Genomic DNA, 17,177 nt, shown 5'->3' with positions numbered 1-17,177 from the left:
CCGTCGGTAACCAAATGGACCCTGATCCCGATTCGCGGCGAGGTGAGCCTCATGTCCGCAGCTCCCACCCGACCCACCGTCACCGAACGTGAGGCCCGCCAGGTGGCGGAGGCGGCCCGTGAACAGGACTGGCGCAAGCCCAGCTTCGCCAAGGAACTGTTCCTCGGCCGCTTCCGCCTCGACCTCATCCATCCCCACCCCCTGCCCGCCGCCGACGACGTCCAGCGGGGCGAGGAGTTCCTCGCCAAGCTGCGCGACTTCTGCGAGACGAAGATCGACTCCGCCCGCATCGAGCGGGACGCCCAGATCCCCGACGAGGTGATCGACGGGCTCAAGGAGCTCGGCGCCCTCGGCATGAAGATCGACACCAAGTACGGCGGGCTCGGCCTCACCCAGGTGTACTACAACAAGGCGCTCGTGCTGGTGGGCTCGGCCTGCCCCGCGGTCGGCGTACTGCTCTCGGCGCACCAGTCGATCGGCGTGCCGCAGCCGCTGAAACTGTTCGGCACGCAGGAGCAGAAGGAACGGTTCCTGCCACGCTGCGCCCGCACCGACATCAGCGCCTTTCTCCTGACCGAGCCCGACGTCGGCTCCGACCCCGCCCGGCTGGCCACGACCGCGGTGCCGGACGGGGACGACTACGTCCTCGACGGGGTGAAGCTGTGGACCACCAACGGGGTGGTCGCCGACCTGCTGGTGGTCATGGCCCGGGTGCCGAAGAACGAGGACCACAAGGGCGGCATCACCGCCTTCGTCGTGGAGACCAACTCGCCCGGCATCACCGTGGAGAACCGCAACGCCTTCATGGGCCTGCGCGGCATCGAGAACGGCGTCACCCGCTTCCACCAGGTCCGCGTCCCCGCCGCCAACCGCATCGGGCCGGAGGGCGCCGGCCTGAAGATCGCGCTGACCACACTCAACACCGGGCGGCTTTCCCTGCCCGCGTCGTGCGTCGGCGCCGGCAAGTGGTGTCTGAAGATCGCCCGGGAGTGGTCGGCGGCGCGCGAACAGTGGGGCAAGCCGATCGCCGAGCACGAGGCGGTCGGGGGGAAGATCTCCTTCATCGCGGCCACCACCTTCGCCCTGGAGGCTGTGACCGACCTTGCCTCGCAGATGGCCGACGAGGACCGCAACGACATCCGCATCGAAGGGGCGCTCGCCAAGCTGTACGCCTCCGAGATGGCCTGGAAGATGGCCGACGAACTCGTCCAGCTCCGCGGCGGCCGCGGCTTCGAGACGGCCGAGTCCCTGCGGGCACGCGGCGAGCGCGGGGTGCCGGCCGAACAGATCCTGCGGGACCTGCGGATCAACCGCATCTTCGAGGGCTCGACCGAGATCATGCACCTGCTGATCGCCCGCGAGGCGGTCGACGCCCACCTGTCGGTCGCCGGAGACCTGATCGACCCCGACAAGACCCTGCAGGACAAGGCGAAGGCGGGCGCGAACGCCGGTGTCTTCTACGCCAAGTGGCTGCCGAAGCTGGTCGCGGGACCGGGCCAGCTCCCCTCGTCCTACGCCGAGTTCAAGCACGGGATCGACCTCTCCCCGCACTTGCGCTTCGTCGAGCGGCACGCCCGCAAGCTCGCCCGTTCCACCTTCTACGCCATGTCCCGCTGGCAGGGCCGGATGGAGACCAAGCAGGGCTTCCTGGGCCGGGTCGTCGACATCGGTGCCGAGCTGTTCGCGATGAGCGCGGCCTGCGTACGTGCCGAGCTCCTGCGTCGCCGGGGCGAGAACGGCCGCGAGGCCTACCAGCTGGCCGACGCCTTCTGCCGCCAGGCCCGCATCCGCGTCGACGAGCTCTTCGGCCGCCTGTGGACCAACACCGACGACCTCGACCGGCAGGTCGTCAAGGGCGTCCTGGCGGGCCGCTACGAGTGGCTGGAGCACGGCGTCATCGACCCCTCGAGCGAGGGCCCGTGGATCGCGGACGCGACCCCCGGACCCTCACAGAAGGAGAACGTGCACCGACCCGTCAGGTGACTCAGATCACTCAGGTGCGGGTCGGCTGAGGCTCATCGGCCGGATCAGCGAAACGTGTTGGCCCTGTTACAAGGTGTGACGTGCATGCCCGGCGCCCAGGCGGCGTCGGGCACCCTCCTCGGTGAGGTCGTGAGACTTGGCCGATCAGTGTCCGGACAAGGATGTCGTCCGAAGTCATGCGACGGCCGGCCCCCCGCCGCACCCACCCGAGGGACACCCTGTCCGGACGGACATCCGTTGCGGCAACAATGGGGGGATGAGCGACAGTCCAGCCCCCCTCGCCGACCCGCACCTCGTCTACGACCCGGTGACGGCAGACGGCCCGAAGGACGTGGTGATCCTCGGCTCCACCGGGTCGATCGGCACCCAGGCCATCGACCTCGTGCTGCGCAACCCCGACCGGTTCCGGGTCACCGGACTCTCCGCCAACGGCGGCCGGGTCGCCCTCCTCGCCGAGCAGGCGTTCCGGCTGCGGGTCCGGACCGTCGCGGTCGCCCGCGAGGACGTCGTACCGGCGCTGCGCGAAGCCCTGAGCGCCCAGTACGGCGCCGGAGAGCCGCTCCCCGAGATCCTGGCCGGCCCCGACGCGGCCACCCACCTCGCCGCCTCCGACTGCCACACCGTCCTGAACGGCATCACCGGCTCCATCGGCCTCGCCCCGACCCTCGCCGCCCTGGAAGCGGGCCGCACCCTCGCGCTCGCCAACAAGGAGTCGCTCATCGTGGGCGGCCCGCTGGTCAAGGCCCTCGCCAAGCCCGGCCAGATCATTCCCGTCGACTCCGAGCACGCCGCCCTCTTCCAGGCGCTGGCGGCCGGCACCCGGACCGACGTACGCAAGCTCGTCGTCACGGCGTCCGGCGGCCCCTTCCGCGGCCGTACGAAGGCGGAGCTGGCGAACGTCACCGTCGAGGACGCCCTGGCCCACCCCACCTGGGCCATGGGCCCGGTGATCACGATCAACTCCGCGACCCTGGTCAACAAGGGCCTGGAGGTCATCGAGGCGCACCTGCTGTACGACATTCCCTTCGACCGCATTGAGGTGGTCGTGCACCCGCAGTCGTATGTCCACTCGATGGTTGAGTTCACGGACGGATCCACGATCGCCCAGGCGACGCCCCCGGACATGCGCGGGCCCATCGCCATCGGCCTCGGCTGGCCGGAACGCGTCCCCGACGCGGCCCCCGCCTTCGACTGGAGCAAGGCGTCGACCTGGGAGTTCTTCCCGCTCGACAACGACGCCTTTCCGTCCGTCGACCTCGCCCGGCACGTCGGCGAGCTCGCAGGCACGGCCCCGGCGGTGTTCAATGCCGCCAACGAGGAGTGCGTGGAGGCGTTCCGCAGTGGAGCGCTGCCGTTCAACGGGATCATGGAAACCGTCACGCGGATCGTCGACGAACACGGCGTCCCGCGCACGGGAACCTCACTGACCGTGTCGGACGTCCTCGAAGCGGAGACCTGGGCGCGTGCCCGGGCCCGGGAACTGACAGCACAGACGGCCACCGCGGAGGCGCGTGCATGACGACCCTGATGATGATCCTCGGCATAGTCGTCTTCGCGGTCGGCCTGCTGTTCTCGATCGCGTGGCACGAGCTGGGGCACCTGTCCACGGCCAAGCTCTTCGGCATCCGCGTTCCGCAGTACATGGTCGGCTTCGGCCCGACCATCTTCTCGCGCAAGAAGGGCGAGACCGAGTACGGCATCAAGGCCATCCCGCTCGGCGGCTACATCCGCATGATCGGCATGTTCCCGCCCGGCCCCGACGGCAGGCTGGAGGCCCGCTCCACCTCGCCGTGGCGGGGCATGATCGAGGACGCCCGCTCGGCGGCCTTCGAGGAGCTCGGGCCCGGCGACGAGAACCGCATGTTCTACACGCGCAAGCCGTGGAAGCGGGTCATCGTGATGTTTGCGGGCCCCTTCATGAACCTGATCCTGGCGGTGGTGCTGTTCCTCACCGTCCTGATGGGCTTCGGCATCTCCCAGCAGACCACCACCGTCAGCTCGGTCTCCCAGTGCGTCATCGCGCAGAGCGAGAACCGCGACGACTGCCAGAAGTCCGACCCCGCCTCCCCGGCTGCGGCGGCCGGCCTCAAGGCGGGCGACAAGATCGTCGCCTTCAACGGTGTGCGCACGGACGACTGGAACGAGCTCTCCGACCTGATCCGCGCCAACCCCGGCAAGGAGGTGCCGATCGTCGTCGAACGCAAGGGCGAGGAAGTCACCCTGCAGGCGAAGATCGCCACCAACCAGGTCGCCAAGAAGGACTCCAGCGGCCAGATCGTCCAGGGCGAGTACGTCACCGCCGGCTTCCTCGGCTTCAGCGCCGCCACCGGCATCGTCCGGCAGGACTTCGACGATTCCCTGGTGTGGATGGGCGACCGGGTCGACGAGGCCGTCGACTCACTCGCCGCCCTGCCCGGGAAGATCCCGGCTCTGTGGAACGCGGCCTTCGACGGCGCCGAGCGCGAACCCGACTCCCCGATGGGCGTGGTCGGCGCGGCCCGCGTGGGCGGCGAGATCTTCACCCTCGACATCCCGCCCACCCAGCAACTGGCCATGGCCCTGATGCTGGTCGCAGGCTTCAACCTCTCCCTGTTCCTCTTCAACATGCTCCCGCTGCTGCCGCTGGACGGCGGGCACATCGCGGGCGCGCTGTGGGAGTCGCTGCGCCGGAACGTGGCGAGGGTGCTGCGCAGGCCGGACCCCGGTCCGTTCGACGTGGCGAAGCTGATGCCGGTGGCCTATGTGGTGGCCGGGGTCTTCATCTGCTTCACCCTCCTCGTCCTCATCGCGGACGTGGTCAACCCGGTGAGAATCTCCTAGTCACCCGGCGTTGGCGGCGGCCCGGCATGATGGGGGTCCCCCCGCTCGAGCGCAGCCGAGAGTGGGGGAGTGCCGGGCCGCCTTCCATCGAGTGGGTTTCGACGGGCGTGGTGTGCTGGCGCACAAGCCCGTGCCGTAATCTCGAAGCCTGGAGCCCGCTGCTGACGGGACCGGACCTTGATCCACGACTTGGGGTTGCACAGCAGATGACTGCGATTTCTCTCGGCATGCCGTCCGTTCCGACCAAGCTCGCCGAGCGCCGGAAGAGCCGGCAGATCCAGGTCGGATCCGTGGCGGTGGGCGGAGACGCGCCGGTGTCGGTGCAGTCGATGACCACGACCCGTACGTCGGACGTCGGCGCGACCCTCCAGCAGATCGCCGAGCTGACGGCGTCCGGCTGCCAGATCGTCCGCGTCGCCTGTCCCACCCAGGACGACGCCGACGCGCTCGCGACCATCGCCCGCAAGTCGCAGATCCCGGTGATCGCCGACATCCACTTCCAGCCGAAGTACGTGTTCGCCGCGATCGAGGCCGGCTGCGCCGCGGTCCGGGTCAACCCCGGCAACATCAAGCAGTTCGACGACAAGGTCAAGGAGATCGCGCGGGCCGCGAAGGACCACGGCACGCCGATCCGTATCGGTGTGAACGCGGGCTCGCTCGACAGGCGGCTGCTGCAGAAGTACGGCAAGGCGACGCCGGAGGCGCTGGTGGAGTCGGCGCTGTGGGAGGCCTCGCTGTTCGAGGAGCACGACTTCCGGGACATCAAGATCTCGGTGAAGCACAACGACCCGGTGGTGATGATCGAGGCGTACCGGCAGCTCGCCGCCCAGTGCGACTACCCGCTCCACCTCGGCGTCACGGAGGCGGGCCCCGCCTTCCAGGGCACGATCAAGTCGGCGGTCGCCTTCGGCGCACTGCTGTCGCAGGGCATCGGCGACACGATCCGGGTGTCCCTGTCCGCCCCGCCCGCCGAGGAGGTCAAGGTCGGCATCCAGATCCTGGAGTCGCTGAACCTCAGGGAGCGCGGTCTGGAGATCGTCTCCTGTCCGTCCTGCGGGCGCGCCCAGGTCGACGTGTACAAGCTGGCGGAGGAGGTCACCGCCGGCCTCACGGGCATGGAAGTGCCCTTGCGCGTCGCGGTCATGGGGTGTGTGGTGAACGGCCCCGGCGAGGCCCGCGAGGCCGACCTCGGCGTGGCCTCCGGCAACGGCAAGGGGCAGATCTTCGTCAAGGGCGAGGTCATCAAGACCGTCCCCGAGTCCAAGATCGTCGAGACGCTCATCGAGGAGGCCATGAAGCTGGCCGAGCAGATGGAGCAGGACGGGGTGACGTCGGGCGAGCCGTCGGTGTCGGTGGCGGGCTGAAGGTCGGCTTTTCGGCGCCGGTCGGCATATCTCAGCCCGTCGTGGGGGTCCCCCCGCTCGAGCGAAGCCGAGAGTGGGGGAGATTGAGGACAAGGCCCGTTCAGGGCCGAAGCGGGGGCCTGGGGGCGGCAGCCCCCAGGGGCGGTGCGGTGGCCGACGCTCACCTTCAAGCGAGCGGTAACCATCACAGGGCGGCGCGGCAAAGCTTCCGCAGGTACAGTGCGGGGACCAGCAGATCCGACCCTGAGGCCCCGCCCGTGCTGACCCAGACGACCTCCCGGGTCCTCGAACCGAGCGACCTGGACGCCGCGCTCGCCGTCCTCGACCGTGAGCCCGTCGCGAACGCCTTTGTGACGTCCCGGGTCCAGGTCGCCGGACTGGACCCCTGGCGGCTCGGCGGCGAGATGTGGGGCTGGTACGAGGACGGCATGCTGACGTCCCTGTGCTACGCGGGCGCCAACCTCGTCCCCATCTGCGCCACGCCCCGCGCGGTTCGCGCCTTCGCCGACCGGGCGAGAAGGGCGGGCCGCCGCTGCTCCTCCATCGTGGGCCCCGCCGAACCCACCGCCCAGCTGTGGCGTCTCCTCGAACCGCAGTGGGGCCCGGCCCGCGAGGTCCGCGCACGCCAGCCGCTCATGGTCACCGACCGCATGCCCGCCGACATCGCCCCGGACCCCTACGTCCGCCGCGTCCGCAAGGACGAGATGGAGACGATCATGCCGGCCTGCGTGGCGATGTTCACGGAGGAGGTCGGCGTCTCCCCGCTGGCCGGTGACGGCGGTCTCCTCTACCAGGCCCGCGTCGCCGAACTCGTCGGCTCCGGCCGCTCCTTCGCCCGCCTCGACGAGCACGGCAAGGTCGTCTTCAAGGCCGAGATCGGCGCCGCGACCGACCGCGCCTGCCAGATCCAGGGCGTGTGGGTGGCCCCTGAGTACCGGGGGAGGGGCCTTGCGGCTCCCGGCATGGCAGCGGTCCTGCGCTACGCCCTCACCGACGTCGCCCCGGTGGTCAGCCTGTACGTCAACGACTACAACACGGCGGCGAGGAGGACGTACAGGAGAGTGGGTTTCCAGGAGGTCGGTGCCTTCACGAGCGTCCTGTTCTGAACCGACCCAGGAGCGCGGGGAACTGCGCGATCTGCCCCCACCCACCTGCACCCGGACGACGACAGCAACCCCCTGTACGCTCCCCCCATGCGCTTCCCCGGTCACGACCCCCACCACCGTGAAGACATCGTGATCGGCCCCCTCGACCTCCCGTCCAGGGTGGACGAGGCCCTCGCCGTCCAAGCGGTGGCGTTCGGCCTCGGCGCCGACGAGATCGCCGTACGCCGGCAGATCGTGCTGCGGCACATGACCTACCCGGGCGCCCGCGCCCTCGGCGCCACCACCCCTGACGGACGCCTCGTGGGTTTTGTGTACGGCATGCCCAACGACCGCACCCACTGGTGGTCCACCATCGTCGAGCCCTACCTCCGCGCCCAGGGCCTCGACGACTGGCTCGACAACTCCTTCGTGATCACCGAGCTGCATGTGCACCCGCGCTACCAGAACCGCGGCATCGGCCGTGCCCTCATCACCGCGATCACCGACACCGCCGACGAGCCCCGCTCCATCCTCTCCGCCATCGACACCGACAGCCCGGCCCGCGGCCTGTACCACTCCCTCGGCTACGTCGACCTCGCCCGCCAGGTCCTCTTCCCCAGCGCCCCCAAGCCGTACGCCGTGATGGGCGCACCCCTCCCGCTCCGCCGCCGCGGTTAACCGATTTCCACCGTCCCGCACCGCCCGGCTAACCTCCTTGCCATCACCCTTACCCGGCAGGAGTACGAGAACGATGGCGAACGCACCGGTCCAGCGCATGTCCCAGTTGATGGCGAAGACGCTGCGCGACGACCCGGCGGACGCCGAGGTCCTCAGCCACAAGCTGCTCGTCCGCGCCGGCTACGTCCGCCGTACCGCCGCCGGGGTGTGGACCTGGCTGCCGCTCGGCAAGAAGGTCCTCGCCAACGTGGAGCGGATCGTCCGTGAGGAGATGGACGCGATCGGCGCCCAGGAGGTGCTGCTCCCCGCCCTGCTGCCGAGGGAGCCGTACGAGGCGACCGGCCGCTGGGACGAGTACGGTCCCGAGCTGTTCCGTCTGCAGGACCGCAAGGGCGGCGACTACCTCCTCGGCCCCACCCACGAGGAGATCTTCACCCTCCTCGTGAAGGACCAGGCGTCCTCGTACAAGGACCTGCCGGTGATCCTCTACCAGATCCAGACCAAGTTCCGCGACGAGGCCCGGCCCCGGGCCGGCATCCTGCGCGGCCGCGAGTTCCTGATGAAGGACTCCTACTCCTTCGACCTCGCCGACGAGGGCCTCGCCGAGTCGTACGCCCTGCACCGCCGGGCCTACCAGAAGGTCTTCGAGCGCCTCGGCCTCGACTACCGCATCTGCGCCGCGACCGCGGGCGCGATGGGCGGCTCGAAGTCGGAGGAGTTCCTCGCCCCGGCCGGCGCCGGCGAGGACACCTTCGCGGACTGCCCCCACTGCGACTTCGCCGCGAACACCGAGGCGATCTCGTACGAGCTCAAGCCGGTGGACGCCTCCGACGTCCCGGCCGCCGAGGAGATCCCGACCCCGGACACCCCCACCATCGAGACCCTCGCCGCGTCGCTCGGTGTCCCGGCCTCCGCCACCCTGAAGAACCTCCTCGTCAAGGTGGACGGCGAGATCGTCGCCGTCGGCGTCCCCGGCGACCGCGAGGTCGACATGGACAAGGTCGAGGCACACTTCGCCCCGGCCGTCGTCGAGATGGTCACCGAGGCGGACTTCGTGACCCGGCCGGACCTGGTCCGTGGTTACGTCGGCCCGCAGGGGCTGGGCGAGAAGGTCAAGTATCTCGCCGACCCGCGCGTGGCACCCGGCACCTCGTGGATCACGGGCGCCAACAAGGAGCACACGCACGCCAGGAACGTCGTCGCGGGCCGTGACTTCGAGGTCGACGAGTACGTGGACGTGGTCGTGGTCCAGGAGGGCGACCCCTGCCCGAAGTGCGGCACCGGCCTCAAGCTGGACCGCGCCATCGAGATCGGCCACATCTTCCAGCTGGGCCGCAAGTACACCGACGCCCTCAAGCTCGACGTCCTCGGCCAGAACGGCAAGCCGGTCCGCGTGACGATGGGTTCCTACGGCATCGGCGTCTCCCGCGCGGTGGCCGCCCTCGCCGAGCAGACCGCCGACGACAAGGGCCTGTGCTGGCCCAAGGAGGTCGCCCCGGCCGACGTGCATGTCGTCGCCGCAGGCAAGGCCCTGCAGACCGAACTCGCCCTCGAGGTCGCCGAGAAGCTCGCCGCGGCCGGCGTCCGCGTCCTGGTCGACGACCGGGCAGGCGTCTCCCCGGGCGTGAAGTTCACCGACTCCGAGCTGATCGGCGTCCCGCAGATCCTGGTCGCCGGCCGCCGCTCCGCCGAGGGCGTGCTCGAGCTGAAGGACCGCAGGACCGGCGAGCGCGAGGAACTCCCGGTCGACGAGGCGATCGCCCGCCTCACGGCGTGACCTTGCGGCCTCCGGGGACGGACGGCGGAAGCTGCTCGTCCCCGGAAGCGCCCGGCGGGCCTCACAACCAGCCCGCGAACTCCAGCAACAGTTCCCCGTCCTGAGTCCGCCCCACCCGGCGGGCCCGCACCCCCGACTCCACGGCCCGGAACAGCGTCCAGCCGCGCAGCCGCTCCTGGTCGACGTCCAGGGACTCGGCGAGGCGCTTGACGCGCCGACGGGTCGTCGCGGAGCCCGAGGGCGATGCGATCAGGTCCTCCACCCGGTCGCGGACGAGGCGGGCCAGATCGAACGCGCACTCCCCGACCACCGGGTCCGGCCCCACCGCCAGCCACGGCATCCGGTCCCCGGCGAGCACCTTGCTCTGCCGGAAGGTGCCGTGCAGCAGCCGGTGCTCGGGCGGTGCGCTCAGCAGCTCCGCACGGGCCGCGAGCGCCGCATCGATCAGCGGCGCCGCTTCCGGGTCGGCCGCGACACTCGCCCGCATCGCCTCGGCCTGCCGCCCGGTTCGTTCGGCCACGGTCTCGAAGGTGTGCTGTTCCGGCGGCGCCACCCACAGCCGCCGCAGCGTGCCCGCCGCCTCCAGCAGCGCTTTCGCTTCCGGCAGCGACCGCACCGACACATCCGGATGCAGCCGCTCCAGCAGCAGCGCGCCGTCGTCGGCGACCGGTTCGAGCAGCTGTACGGCGCCCAGGCCGCCCCAGTGCGCAAGCGCGGCTCTCTCGCTCTCCGGCCGGGCCCGGGGCGGGGCCAGCTTCAGCACCGCGGGCGTCCCGTCCGCCCGCCGCACCAGCAGCACCAGGCTGCTCCGCCCGCCCGGCACCTGCACGCGTTCGACGGTCAACTCGCGTAGAGCAACGGCCCGTTGGGCGACCTCCGGCAGCTTCTCCAACCAGGCGTCACCGTCCGGTGCCGTCTCACCGAGCGCCCTGACCAGACGCTGCGGCGGTTCGAAAGCCATACGCGAGTCGATTCCTTTCTGTACGGGTCACGGCGCCGAAAGCGGTGCCGAGGCCGGGGGAGTGGCCGTTTCCGGCCCCGGGTTCGTGGCCGCCCGCTCGGCGAGACCAGGGAAGGCTACGCTCCCGCCGCGCCAGCGCACCGCCCGCACCGCCGCCTCCCGCAGCGCTGCCGCGGCCGTGCCCCGCAGCCCGCCCCCGGCCGCCCGCACCAGGTCGGAGTACACGCCGGCCACGCGTTCCTCCAGCTCGGCGGCGAGTCGTACGGCCGTCGTCGAGTCCGTCACCGGGAACGGCAACGCGTATCCGCCGGCCGCGGCGACCGGCTCACCGCCCAGGTCCCGCACCTCGCGCACCAGGGCGTCACGCCGCGCGCGATGGGCGTCGTACGCCGCCCGCGCCTGAGTGCGCCGACTTTCGTCGATCCTCCCGCCGACCACCCCGTACCCGTACACGGCGGCGTGCTCGGCGGCCAGCGCCGCCTGGAGCGCCCGCAGCTCTCCGTCCTCCGCCTCGCTCATCTCTCACCCTCCGTCAGCAGGTACGCGTGCGCCGCCCCGGCCGCCGCCACCGAGGCCAGCAGCCGTGCCAGCTCGCCCGGCAGGTCGAGCAGCGCCTCGGCCCGCCGGTCCGCGAGCGCCCGCTCGGCGCCCGCGAGCCGCGCGAGCGAATCCTTCTCGCTGCTCGGCACCGGGGACGGTGCCGAGGACGGTGCGGAGACCGTGGGCGACGCCTTCGCCCTCGTGTCCCCGAACGCCTCGGCATGCCGCGCGGTCTCGTCCCGCAACGGCCGCAACCGCTCGGCCAGCGCGGGATGTACGGCCATCACCGCGTCGTACTCATCCACGAGTCCGCTGCTGTCCCGGGCCGCACGCGCGCGTGCCCGGTCGGTGACGGACGGACTGCCGCCGGTGACGCCGGAGTCCTCGGGCCCGCCGGAGCAGCCCGTGAGGAACGCGACGCCCGCGGCTGAGGCGAGCAGGGTCCTTCTGCGCGGTCCCGAAGGGGTGCGCGGAGACAGGGGAAACGGCACGGCTGACGTCCTCGAAGGCTCGTACGAAAGGACAGGGCGGCACGCCCGTGATCACCGTACCCGCGCACACGTGTCCGACCACTCATCGGCACCGCTCGGACACAGGTGGACGGCAACACTCCCTGCGACCGGATACCCTTTGACCAGACACGCGACCAACCCACAACAGCACACGCGGCCGAGGAGTCACCCGGATGAGCACCACCCAGAGCGAGAGGCTGCGAGAACTGCTGGAACCGCTCGTCATCTCCCAGGGCCTCGATCTCGAAGAGATCGCAGTGGACTCCGTCGGACGCAAGCGGGTGCTGCGCGTCGTCGTCGACTCCGACACCGGAGCGGACCTGGACCGGATCGCCGATGTGAGCCGTGTGCTCTCGGCGAAGCTCGACGAGACGGACGCGATGGGCGAGGGCGAGTACACCCTCGAGGTAGGAACCCCGGGCGCGGAACGCCTCCTCACGCAGCACCGGCACTATGTGCGCGCCACCGGCCGGCTGGTGAGATTCCAGCTGGCTGAGGGCGAAGAGCTGGTGGCCAGAATCCTCACCGTCGACGACGAGGGCGTCGACCTCGAGGTACCCGGGATCAAGGGACGCAAGCCCACCGCGCGCAGGCTGCCCTTCGAGGACATCGCCAAGGCGCGCGTCCAGGTCGAGTTCAGCCGCAAGGACAAGAAGGACATGAAGGAAGAGGAGGAGGCGTAGCCGTGGACATCGACATGAGTGCCCTGCGGGGCTTGGTTCGGGAGAAGGAGATCTCCTTCGACCTGCTCGTCGAAGCGATCGAGGCGGCCCTCCTCATCGCCTACCACCGCACCGAGGGAAGCCGCCGACACGCGCGCGTGGAGCTCAACCGGGAGACCGGACATGTGACCGTGTGGGCGAAGGAGGACCCCGAGGACCTCGAGGAGGGCCAGGCGCCCCGCGAGTTCGACGACACCCCGTCCGGTTTCGGCCGGATCGCCGCGACCACCGCCAAGCAGGTCATCCTGCAGCGGCTGCGCGACGCCGAGGACGACGCCACGCTCGGTGAGTACGTCGGCCGCGAGGGCGACATCGTCACCGGCGTGGTGCAGCAGGGGCGCGACCCCAAGAACGTGCTCGTCGACATCGGCAAGCTGGAGGCGATCCTGCCGGTGCAGGAGCAGGTGCCGGGCGAGACGTACCCGCACGGCATGCGGCTCCGCTCGTACGTCGTACGGGTGGCGAAGGGCGTGCGCGGTCCCTCGGTGACCCTGTCCCGGACGCATCCCAATCTGGTGAAGAAGCTGTTCGCCCTGGAGGTGCCGGAGATCGCCGACGGGTCGGTCGAGATCGCGGCCATCGCGCGTGAGGCCGGTCACCGCACCAAGATCGCCGTCCGCTCCACCCGGTCGGGTCTGAACGCCAAGGGCGCCTGCATCGGCCCCATGGGCGGCCGGGTGCGCAACGTGATGGGCGAGCTGAACGGCGAGAAGATCGACATCGTCGACTGGTCGGACGATCCGGCGGAAATGGTGGCGAACGCGCTGTCCCCCGCGCGGGTGTCCAAGGTCGAGGTCGTGGACATGGCGGCCCGCTCCGCGCGTGTGACGGTGCCGGATTACCAGCTGTCGCTGGCGATCGGCAAGGAGGGGCAGAATGCCCGGCTTGCGGCCCGCCTCACCGGCTGGCGGATCGACATCCGTCCGGACACCGAGCAGCCCGGGGAATAGATCCAGGCCGCAGGGCGCTAGGAACACGACAGATCCGTGTGCAGCAACTGTTCGATCTCTGCCCCAAAGGGGTGAGGTCGGTACGGGGAGGTAGACTTAACCGTGTCTGGCCGGACGCCTGCCCGAGTATGCCCTGAACGCACGTGTGTGGGGTGCCGGGAGCGAGCGGCCAAGACGGATCTGCTGCGCATCGTGGCGATCAAGGACGCATGTGTCCCTGATCCTCGCGGTACGCTGCCCGGCCGGGGTGCGTATGTGCACCCCGTCCTGGTCTGTATCGACCAGGCGGTACGCCGCCGGGCGTTCACGCGGGCGCTGCGCGCCCCGGGTGCGCTCGACACAAAGGCGTTGCGCCGGTACGTCGAGCAGACAACAGTTGCTGAGCAGGCAACACCGTAAGAAGCGTCGTGCGGAACCCCGTGCGGCCCTGGTACCTCGCGAGTCGAAAGCAGGTCGAGATTGCGATGAGCACTCGATGAGTACGCGATGAGTACGCCCATGAAGTAGCGACGGTCCGGCCGCAACCCGGACCTAAAAGGAGCGAAGTGGCTAAGGTCCGGGTATACGAACTCGCCAAGGAGTTCGGGGTTGAGAGCAAGGTCGTCATGGCCAAGCTCCAAGAACTCGGTGAATTCGTCCGTTCGGCGTCTTCGACCATCGAAGCGCCCGTTGTCCGCAAGCTGACGGACGCCCTCCAGCAGGGCAACGGAGGCGGCAAGTCCGCCCCCGCACGCAAGGCTGCCCCGGCGAAGCCGGCAGCCCCCTCCCCGGCGCAGGCTGCCCGTCCGGCCGCCCCGCGCCCGCCGGCCCCCAAGCCGGCCGCCGAGAAGCCCGCGGCTCCTGCCGCGCCGGCCACTCCCGGCCCCCGTCCCACTCCGGGCCCGAAGCCCGCGCCGCGGCCCGCCCCGGCGTCCCCGGCTCCGACCACGCCCGAGTTCACGGCGCCCCCGTCGGCTCCCGCCGCACCGGCCGCCTCCCAGGGCTCCGGTCCGCGTCCGGGCGCCCCGCGTCCGGCCGGCCAGGCCCCGCGTCCGGGCGCCCCGCGTCCGGGTGGCCCCGGCCAGGGCCGTGGTGACCGCGGCGACCGTTCCGGCGCCCCGCGTCCGGGTGGCGGCGCCCCGCGTCCCGGTGCCCGTCCGACCGGTCCCCGTCCGGGCAACAACCCGTTCACCTCTGGTGGCTCCACCGGCATGGCGCGCCCGCAGGCGCCCCGTCCGGGCGGCGCCCCGCGTCCGGGCGGCCCCGGTGCTCCCGGCGGCGCCCCGCGTCCGCAGGGCCAGGGCCAGGGCGGTCCCCGTCCCCAGGGCGCGGCGGGCGGTCCTCGTCCGCAGGCTCCGGGCGGTCCGCGTCCCACCCCGGGCGGCATGCCCCGCCCGCAGGGCGGCGGTCCGCGTCCCGGCGGTGGCCCCGGCGGTCCGCGTCCGAACCCCGGCATGATGCCGCAGCGTCCTGCTGCCGGCCCGCGTCCCGGCGGCGGTGGCCCCGGTGGCCGTGGTCCCGGTGGCGGCGGTCGTCCCGGTGGCGGCGGTCGCCCGGGTGGCGGCGGCTTCGCCGGTCGTCCCGGCGGTCCCGGTGGCGGTGGCGGCGGCTTCGCCGGTCGTCCCGGCGGTCCCGGTGGCGGTGGCGGCGGCTTCGCCGGTCGTCCGGGTGGTCCCGGTGGCGGCGGTGGCCGTCCCGGCTTCGGTGGTCGTCCCGGTGGTCCCGGTGGCCGTGGTGGCACGCAGGGTGCCTTCGGTCGTCCCGGTGGTCCCGCGCGTCGTGGCCGTAAGTCGAAGCGGCAGAGGCGCCAGGAGTACGAGGCCATGCAGGCCCCGTCGGTCGGCGGCGTGATGCTGCCTCGCGGCAACGGCGAGTCCATTCGCCTGTCGCGCGGTGCGTCGCTCACCGACTTCGCGGAGAAGATCAACGCCAACCCGGCGTCCCTCGTCGCGGTCATGATGAACCTCGGCGAGATGGTCACCGCGACCCAGTCCGTCTCCGACGAGACGCTGGAGCTCCTGGCCAGCGAGATGAACTACACGGTTCAGATCGTCAGCCCCGAGGAGGAGGACCGCGAGCTGCTCGAGTCCTTCGACATCGAGTTCGGCGAGGACGAGGGCGACGAGGAGGACCTGGTGGTCCGTCCGCCGGTCGTCACCGTCATGGGTCACGTCGACCACGGTAAGACCCGACTGCTCGACGCCATCCGCAAGACGAACGTCATCGCGGGCGAGGCCGGCGGCATCACCCAGCACATCGGTGCCTACCAGGTCGCGACCGAGGTCAACGACGAAGAGCGCAAGATCACCTTCATCGACACCCCGGGTCACGAGGCGTTCACCGCCATGCGTGCCCGTGGTGCGAAGTCGACCGACATCGCGATCCTGGTCGTCGCGGCCAACGACGGCGTCATGCCGCAGACGGTCGAGGCGCTCAACCACGCCAAGGCGGCCGACGTCCCGATCGTCGTCGCGGTCAACAAGATCGACGTCGAGGGCGCCGACCCGACCAAGGTGCGCGGTCAGCTCACCGAGTACGGCCTGGTGGCCGAGGAGTACGGCGGCGACACGATGTTCGTCGACATCTCCGCCAAGCAGGGTCTGCACATCGACTCCCTGCTGGAGGCCGTGATCCTCACGGCCGACGCCTCGCTCGACCTGCGGGCCAACCCGGTCCAGGACGCGCAGGGCATCTCGATCGAGTCCCGTCTCGACCGCGGCCGTGGTGCCGTGGCGACGGTCCTCGTCCAGCGAGGCACGCTGCGGGTCGGTGACACGATGGTCGTGGGCGACGCCTACGGTCGTGTGCGCGCCATGCTCGACGACAACGGCAACAACGTCGCCGAGGCGGGCCCGTCGACGCCGGTCCAGGTCCTGGGCCTGACCAACGTCCCGGGCGCGGGCGACAACTTCCTCGTCGTCGAGGAGGACCGTACGGCCCGCCAGATCGCGGAGAAGCGTGCCGCCCGCGAGCGCAACGCGGCCTTCGCCAAGCGCACGCGCCGTGTCTCGCTCGAGGACCTGGACAAGGTGCTCAAGGCCGGCGAGGTCCAGCAGCTGAACCTGATCATCAAGGGTGACGCTTCTGGTTCCGTCGAGGCCCTGGAGTCCTCCCTGCTCCAGCTGGACGTCGGCGAAGAGGTCGACATCCGCGTCCTGCACCGCGGCGTCGGTGCGGTCACGGAGTCCGACATCGACCTGGCGATGGGCTCCGACGCCATCGTGATCGGCTTCAACGTCCGTGCGGCCGGCCGCGCGGCGCAGATGGCCGAGCGCGAGGGCGTGGACGTCCGCTACTACTCGGTCATCTACCAGGCGATCGAGGAGATCGAGGCGGCCCTCAAGGGCATGCTCAAGCCGGAGTTCGAGGAGGTCGAGCTCGGTACGGCGGAGATCCGCGAGGTCTTCAAGTCGTCCAAGCTGGGCAACATCGCGGGTGTTCTCATCCGCTCCGGCGAGGTCAAGCGGAACACCAAGGCCCGCCTCATCCGCGACGGCAAGGTCGTCGCGGAGAACCTCAACATCGAGGGCCTGCGTCGCTTCAAGGACGACGTCACCGAGATCCGCGAAGGGTTCGAGGGCGGTATCAACCTCGGCAACTTCAACGACATCAAGGTGGACGACGTCATCGCGACGTACGAGATGCGGGAGAAGCCGCGGGCGTAATCGCGCCGACGGTTTGTGCTGGCCGGCGGGACTTCGGTCCTGCCGGCCAGCGCGCCGTGTTCTGGGGGCTCCGCCCCCGGACCCCCGGCCTGTGCGGGCGAAAAGAATCCCGTCGAGCCATCCGCCCGTTCGTTGTACCTT

General features: G+C 70.8%; 14 protein-coding genes. 11 read left to right on the top strand and 3 right to left on the bottom strand.

Annotated elements, in window-relative coordinates; genetic code table 11:
• Positions 1-51 precede the first annotated feature (51 nt).
• From ACKTSN_RS13530 to ACKTSN_RS13500, 7 genes are all read left to right on the top strand, one after another.
• Positions 52-1,983, top strand: a complete 1,932-nt coding sequence (locus tag ACKTSN_RS13530) for an acyl-CoA dehydrogenase family protein (protein ID WP_409469359.1) — start codon at positions 52-54, stop codon at positions 1,981-1,983.
• 256 nt (positions 1,984-2,239) lie between these two features.
• The gene (dxr, locus tag ACKTSN_RS13525) at positions 2,240-3,502 is read left to right on the top strand and encodes a 1-deoxy-D-xylulose-5-phosphate reductoisomerase (RefSeq protein WP_409469358.1); all 1,263 of its coding nucleotides are present in this window, start codon (positions 2,240-2,242) and stop codon (positions 3,500-3,502) included.
• Positions 3,503-3,510: 8 nt separating this feature from the next.
• The gene (locus ACKTSN_RS13520; RefSeq protein ID WP_409474822.1) at positions 3,511-4,803 is read left to right on the top strand and encodes a M50 family metallopeptidase; all 1,293 of its coding nucleotides are present in this window, start codon (positions 3,511-3,513) and stop codon (positions 4,801-4,803) included.
• Positions 4,804-5,009: 206 nt separating this feature from the next.
• Positions 5,010-6,167: a flavodoxin-dependent (E)-4-hydroxy-3-methylbut-2-enyl-diphosphate synthase gene (gene ispG, locus ACKTSN_RS13515; protein WP_409469357.1), complete on the top strand. Its 1,158-nt coding sequence runs from the start codon at positions 5,010-5,012 to the stop codon at positions 6,165-6,167.
• Positions 6,168-6,424: 257 nt separating this feature from the next.
• Entirely contained in the window at positions 6,425-7,273 is an 849-nt protein-coding gene (locus tag ACKTSN_RS13510; protein WP_409469356.1) for a GNAT family N-acetyltransferase, read from the top strand.
• An 87-nt stretch (positions 7,274-7,360) separates the two neighbouring features.
• On the top strand, positions 7,361-7,930 hold the full coding sequence (locus ACKTSN_RS13505) for a GNAT family N-acetyltransferase (RefSeq protein WP_409469355.1): 570 nt from the start codon (positions 7,361-7,363) through the stop codon (positions 7,928-7,930).
• 73 nt (positions 7,931-8,003) lie between these two features.
• Complete coding sequence (locus ACKTSN_RS13500; RefSeq protein ID WP_409469354.1) at positions 8,004-9,707, top strand: proline--tRNA ligase; 1,704 nt, start codon at positions 8,004-8,006, stop codon at positions 9,705-9,707.
• Positions 9,708-9,768: 61 nt separating this feature from the next.
• Here ACKTSN_RS13500 and ACKTSN_RS13495 read toward each other — a convergent pair whose 3' ends face one another.
• The 3 genes from ACKTSN_RS13495 to ACKTSN_RS13485 are packed head-to-tail and all read right to left on the bottom strand — an operon-like array spanning position 9,769 to position 11,699.
• Positions 9,769-10,668, bottom strand: a complete 900-nt coding sequence (locus ACKTSN_RS13495) for an aminoglycoside phosphotransferase family protein (protein WP_409469353.1) — start codon at positions 10,666-10,668, stop codon at positions 9,769-9,771.
• Between the two features lie 27 nt (positions 10,669-10,695).
• The gene (locus tag ACKTSN_RS13490; protein WP_409469352.1) at positions 10,696-11,187 is read right to left on the bottom strand and encodes a ferritin-like domain-containing protein; all 492 of its coding nucleotides are present in this window, start codon (positions 11,185-11,187) and stop codon (positions 10,696-10,698) included.
• Complete coding sequence (locus ACKTSN_RS13485; RefSeq protein ID WP_409469351.1) at positions 11,184-11,699, bottom strand: hypothetical protein; 516 nt, start codon at positions 11,697-11,699, stop codon at positions 11,184-11,186. Before ACKTSN_RS13485 ends, ACKTSN_RS13490 begins: the two co-directional genes overlap by 4 nt.
• Before the next feature lie 194 nt (positions 11,700-11,893).
• Here ACKTSN_RS13485 and rimP point away from each other — a divergent pair, with 194 nt between their 5' ends.
• The 4 genes from rimP (at position 11,894) to infB (ending at position 17,036) form a co-directional block, all read left to right on the top strand.
• Complete coding sequence (rimP, locus tag ACKTSN_RS13480) at positions 11,894-12,403, top strand: ribosome maturation factor RimP (protein ID WP_409469350.1); 510 nt, start codon at positions 11,894-11,896, stop codon at positions 12,401-12,403.
• Between the two features lie 2 nt (positions 12,404-12,405).
• The gene (gene nusA, locus ACKTSN_RS13475) at positions 12,406-13,392 is read left to right on the top strand and encodes a transcription termination factor NusA (RefSeq protein WP_409469349.1); all 987 of its coding nucleotides are present in this window, start codon (positions 12,406-12,408) and stop codon (positions 13,390-13,392) included.
• A 102-nt stretch (positions 13,393-13,494) separates the two neighbouring features.
• Positions 13,495-13,791 (top strand): YlxR family protein, encoded by a 297-nt coding sequence (locus ACKTSN_RS13470; RefSeq protein ID WP_409469348.1) that lies wholly within the window; start codon positions 13,495-13,497, stop codon positions 13,789-13,791.
• Between the two features lie 146 nt (positions 13,792-13,937).
• Complete coding sequence (gene infB / locus ACKTSN_RS13465; RefSeq protein ID WP_409469347.1) at positions 13,938-17,036, top strand: translation initiation factor IF-2; 3,099 nt, start codon at positions 13,938-13,940, stop codon at positions 17,034-17,036.
• Positions 17,037-17,177 lie beyond the last annotated feature (141 nt).

Source organism: Streptomyces flavusporus (assembly GCF_046267975.1).
GTDB classification, from domain to species: Bacteria; Actinomycetota; Actinomycetes; order Streptomycetales; family Streptomycetaceae; genus Streptomyces; species Streptomyces flavusporus.
Note: the sequence above shows the minus strand (reverse complement) of the source record. Positions and strands in the feature narration are given on the sequence as shown.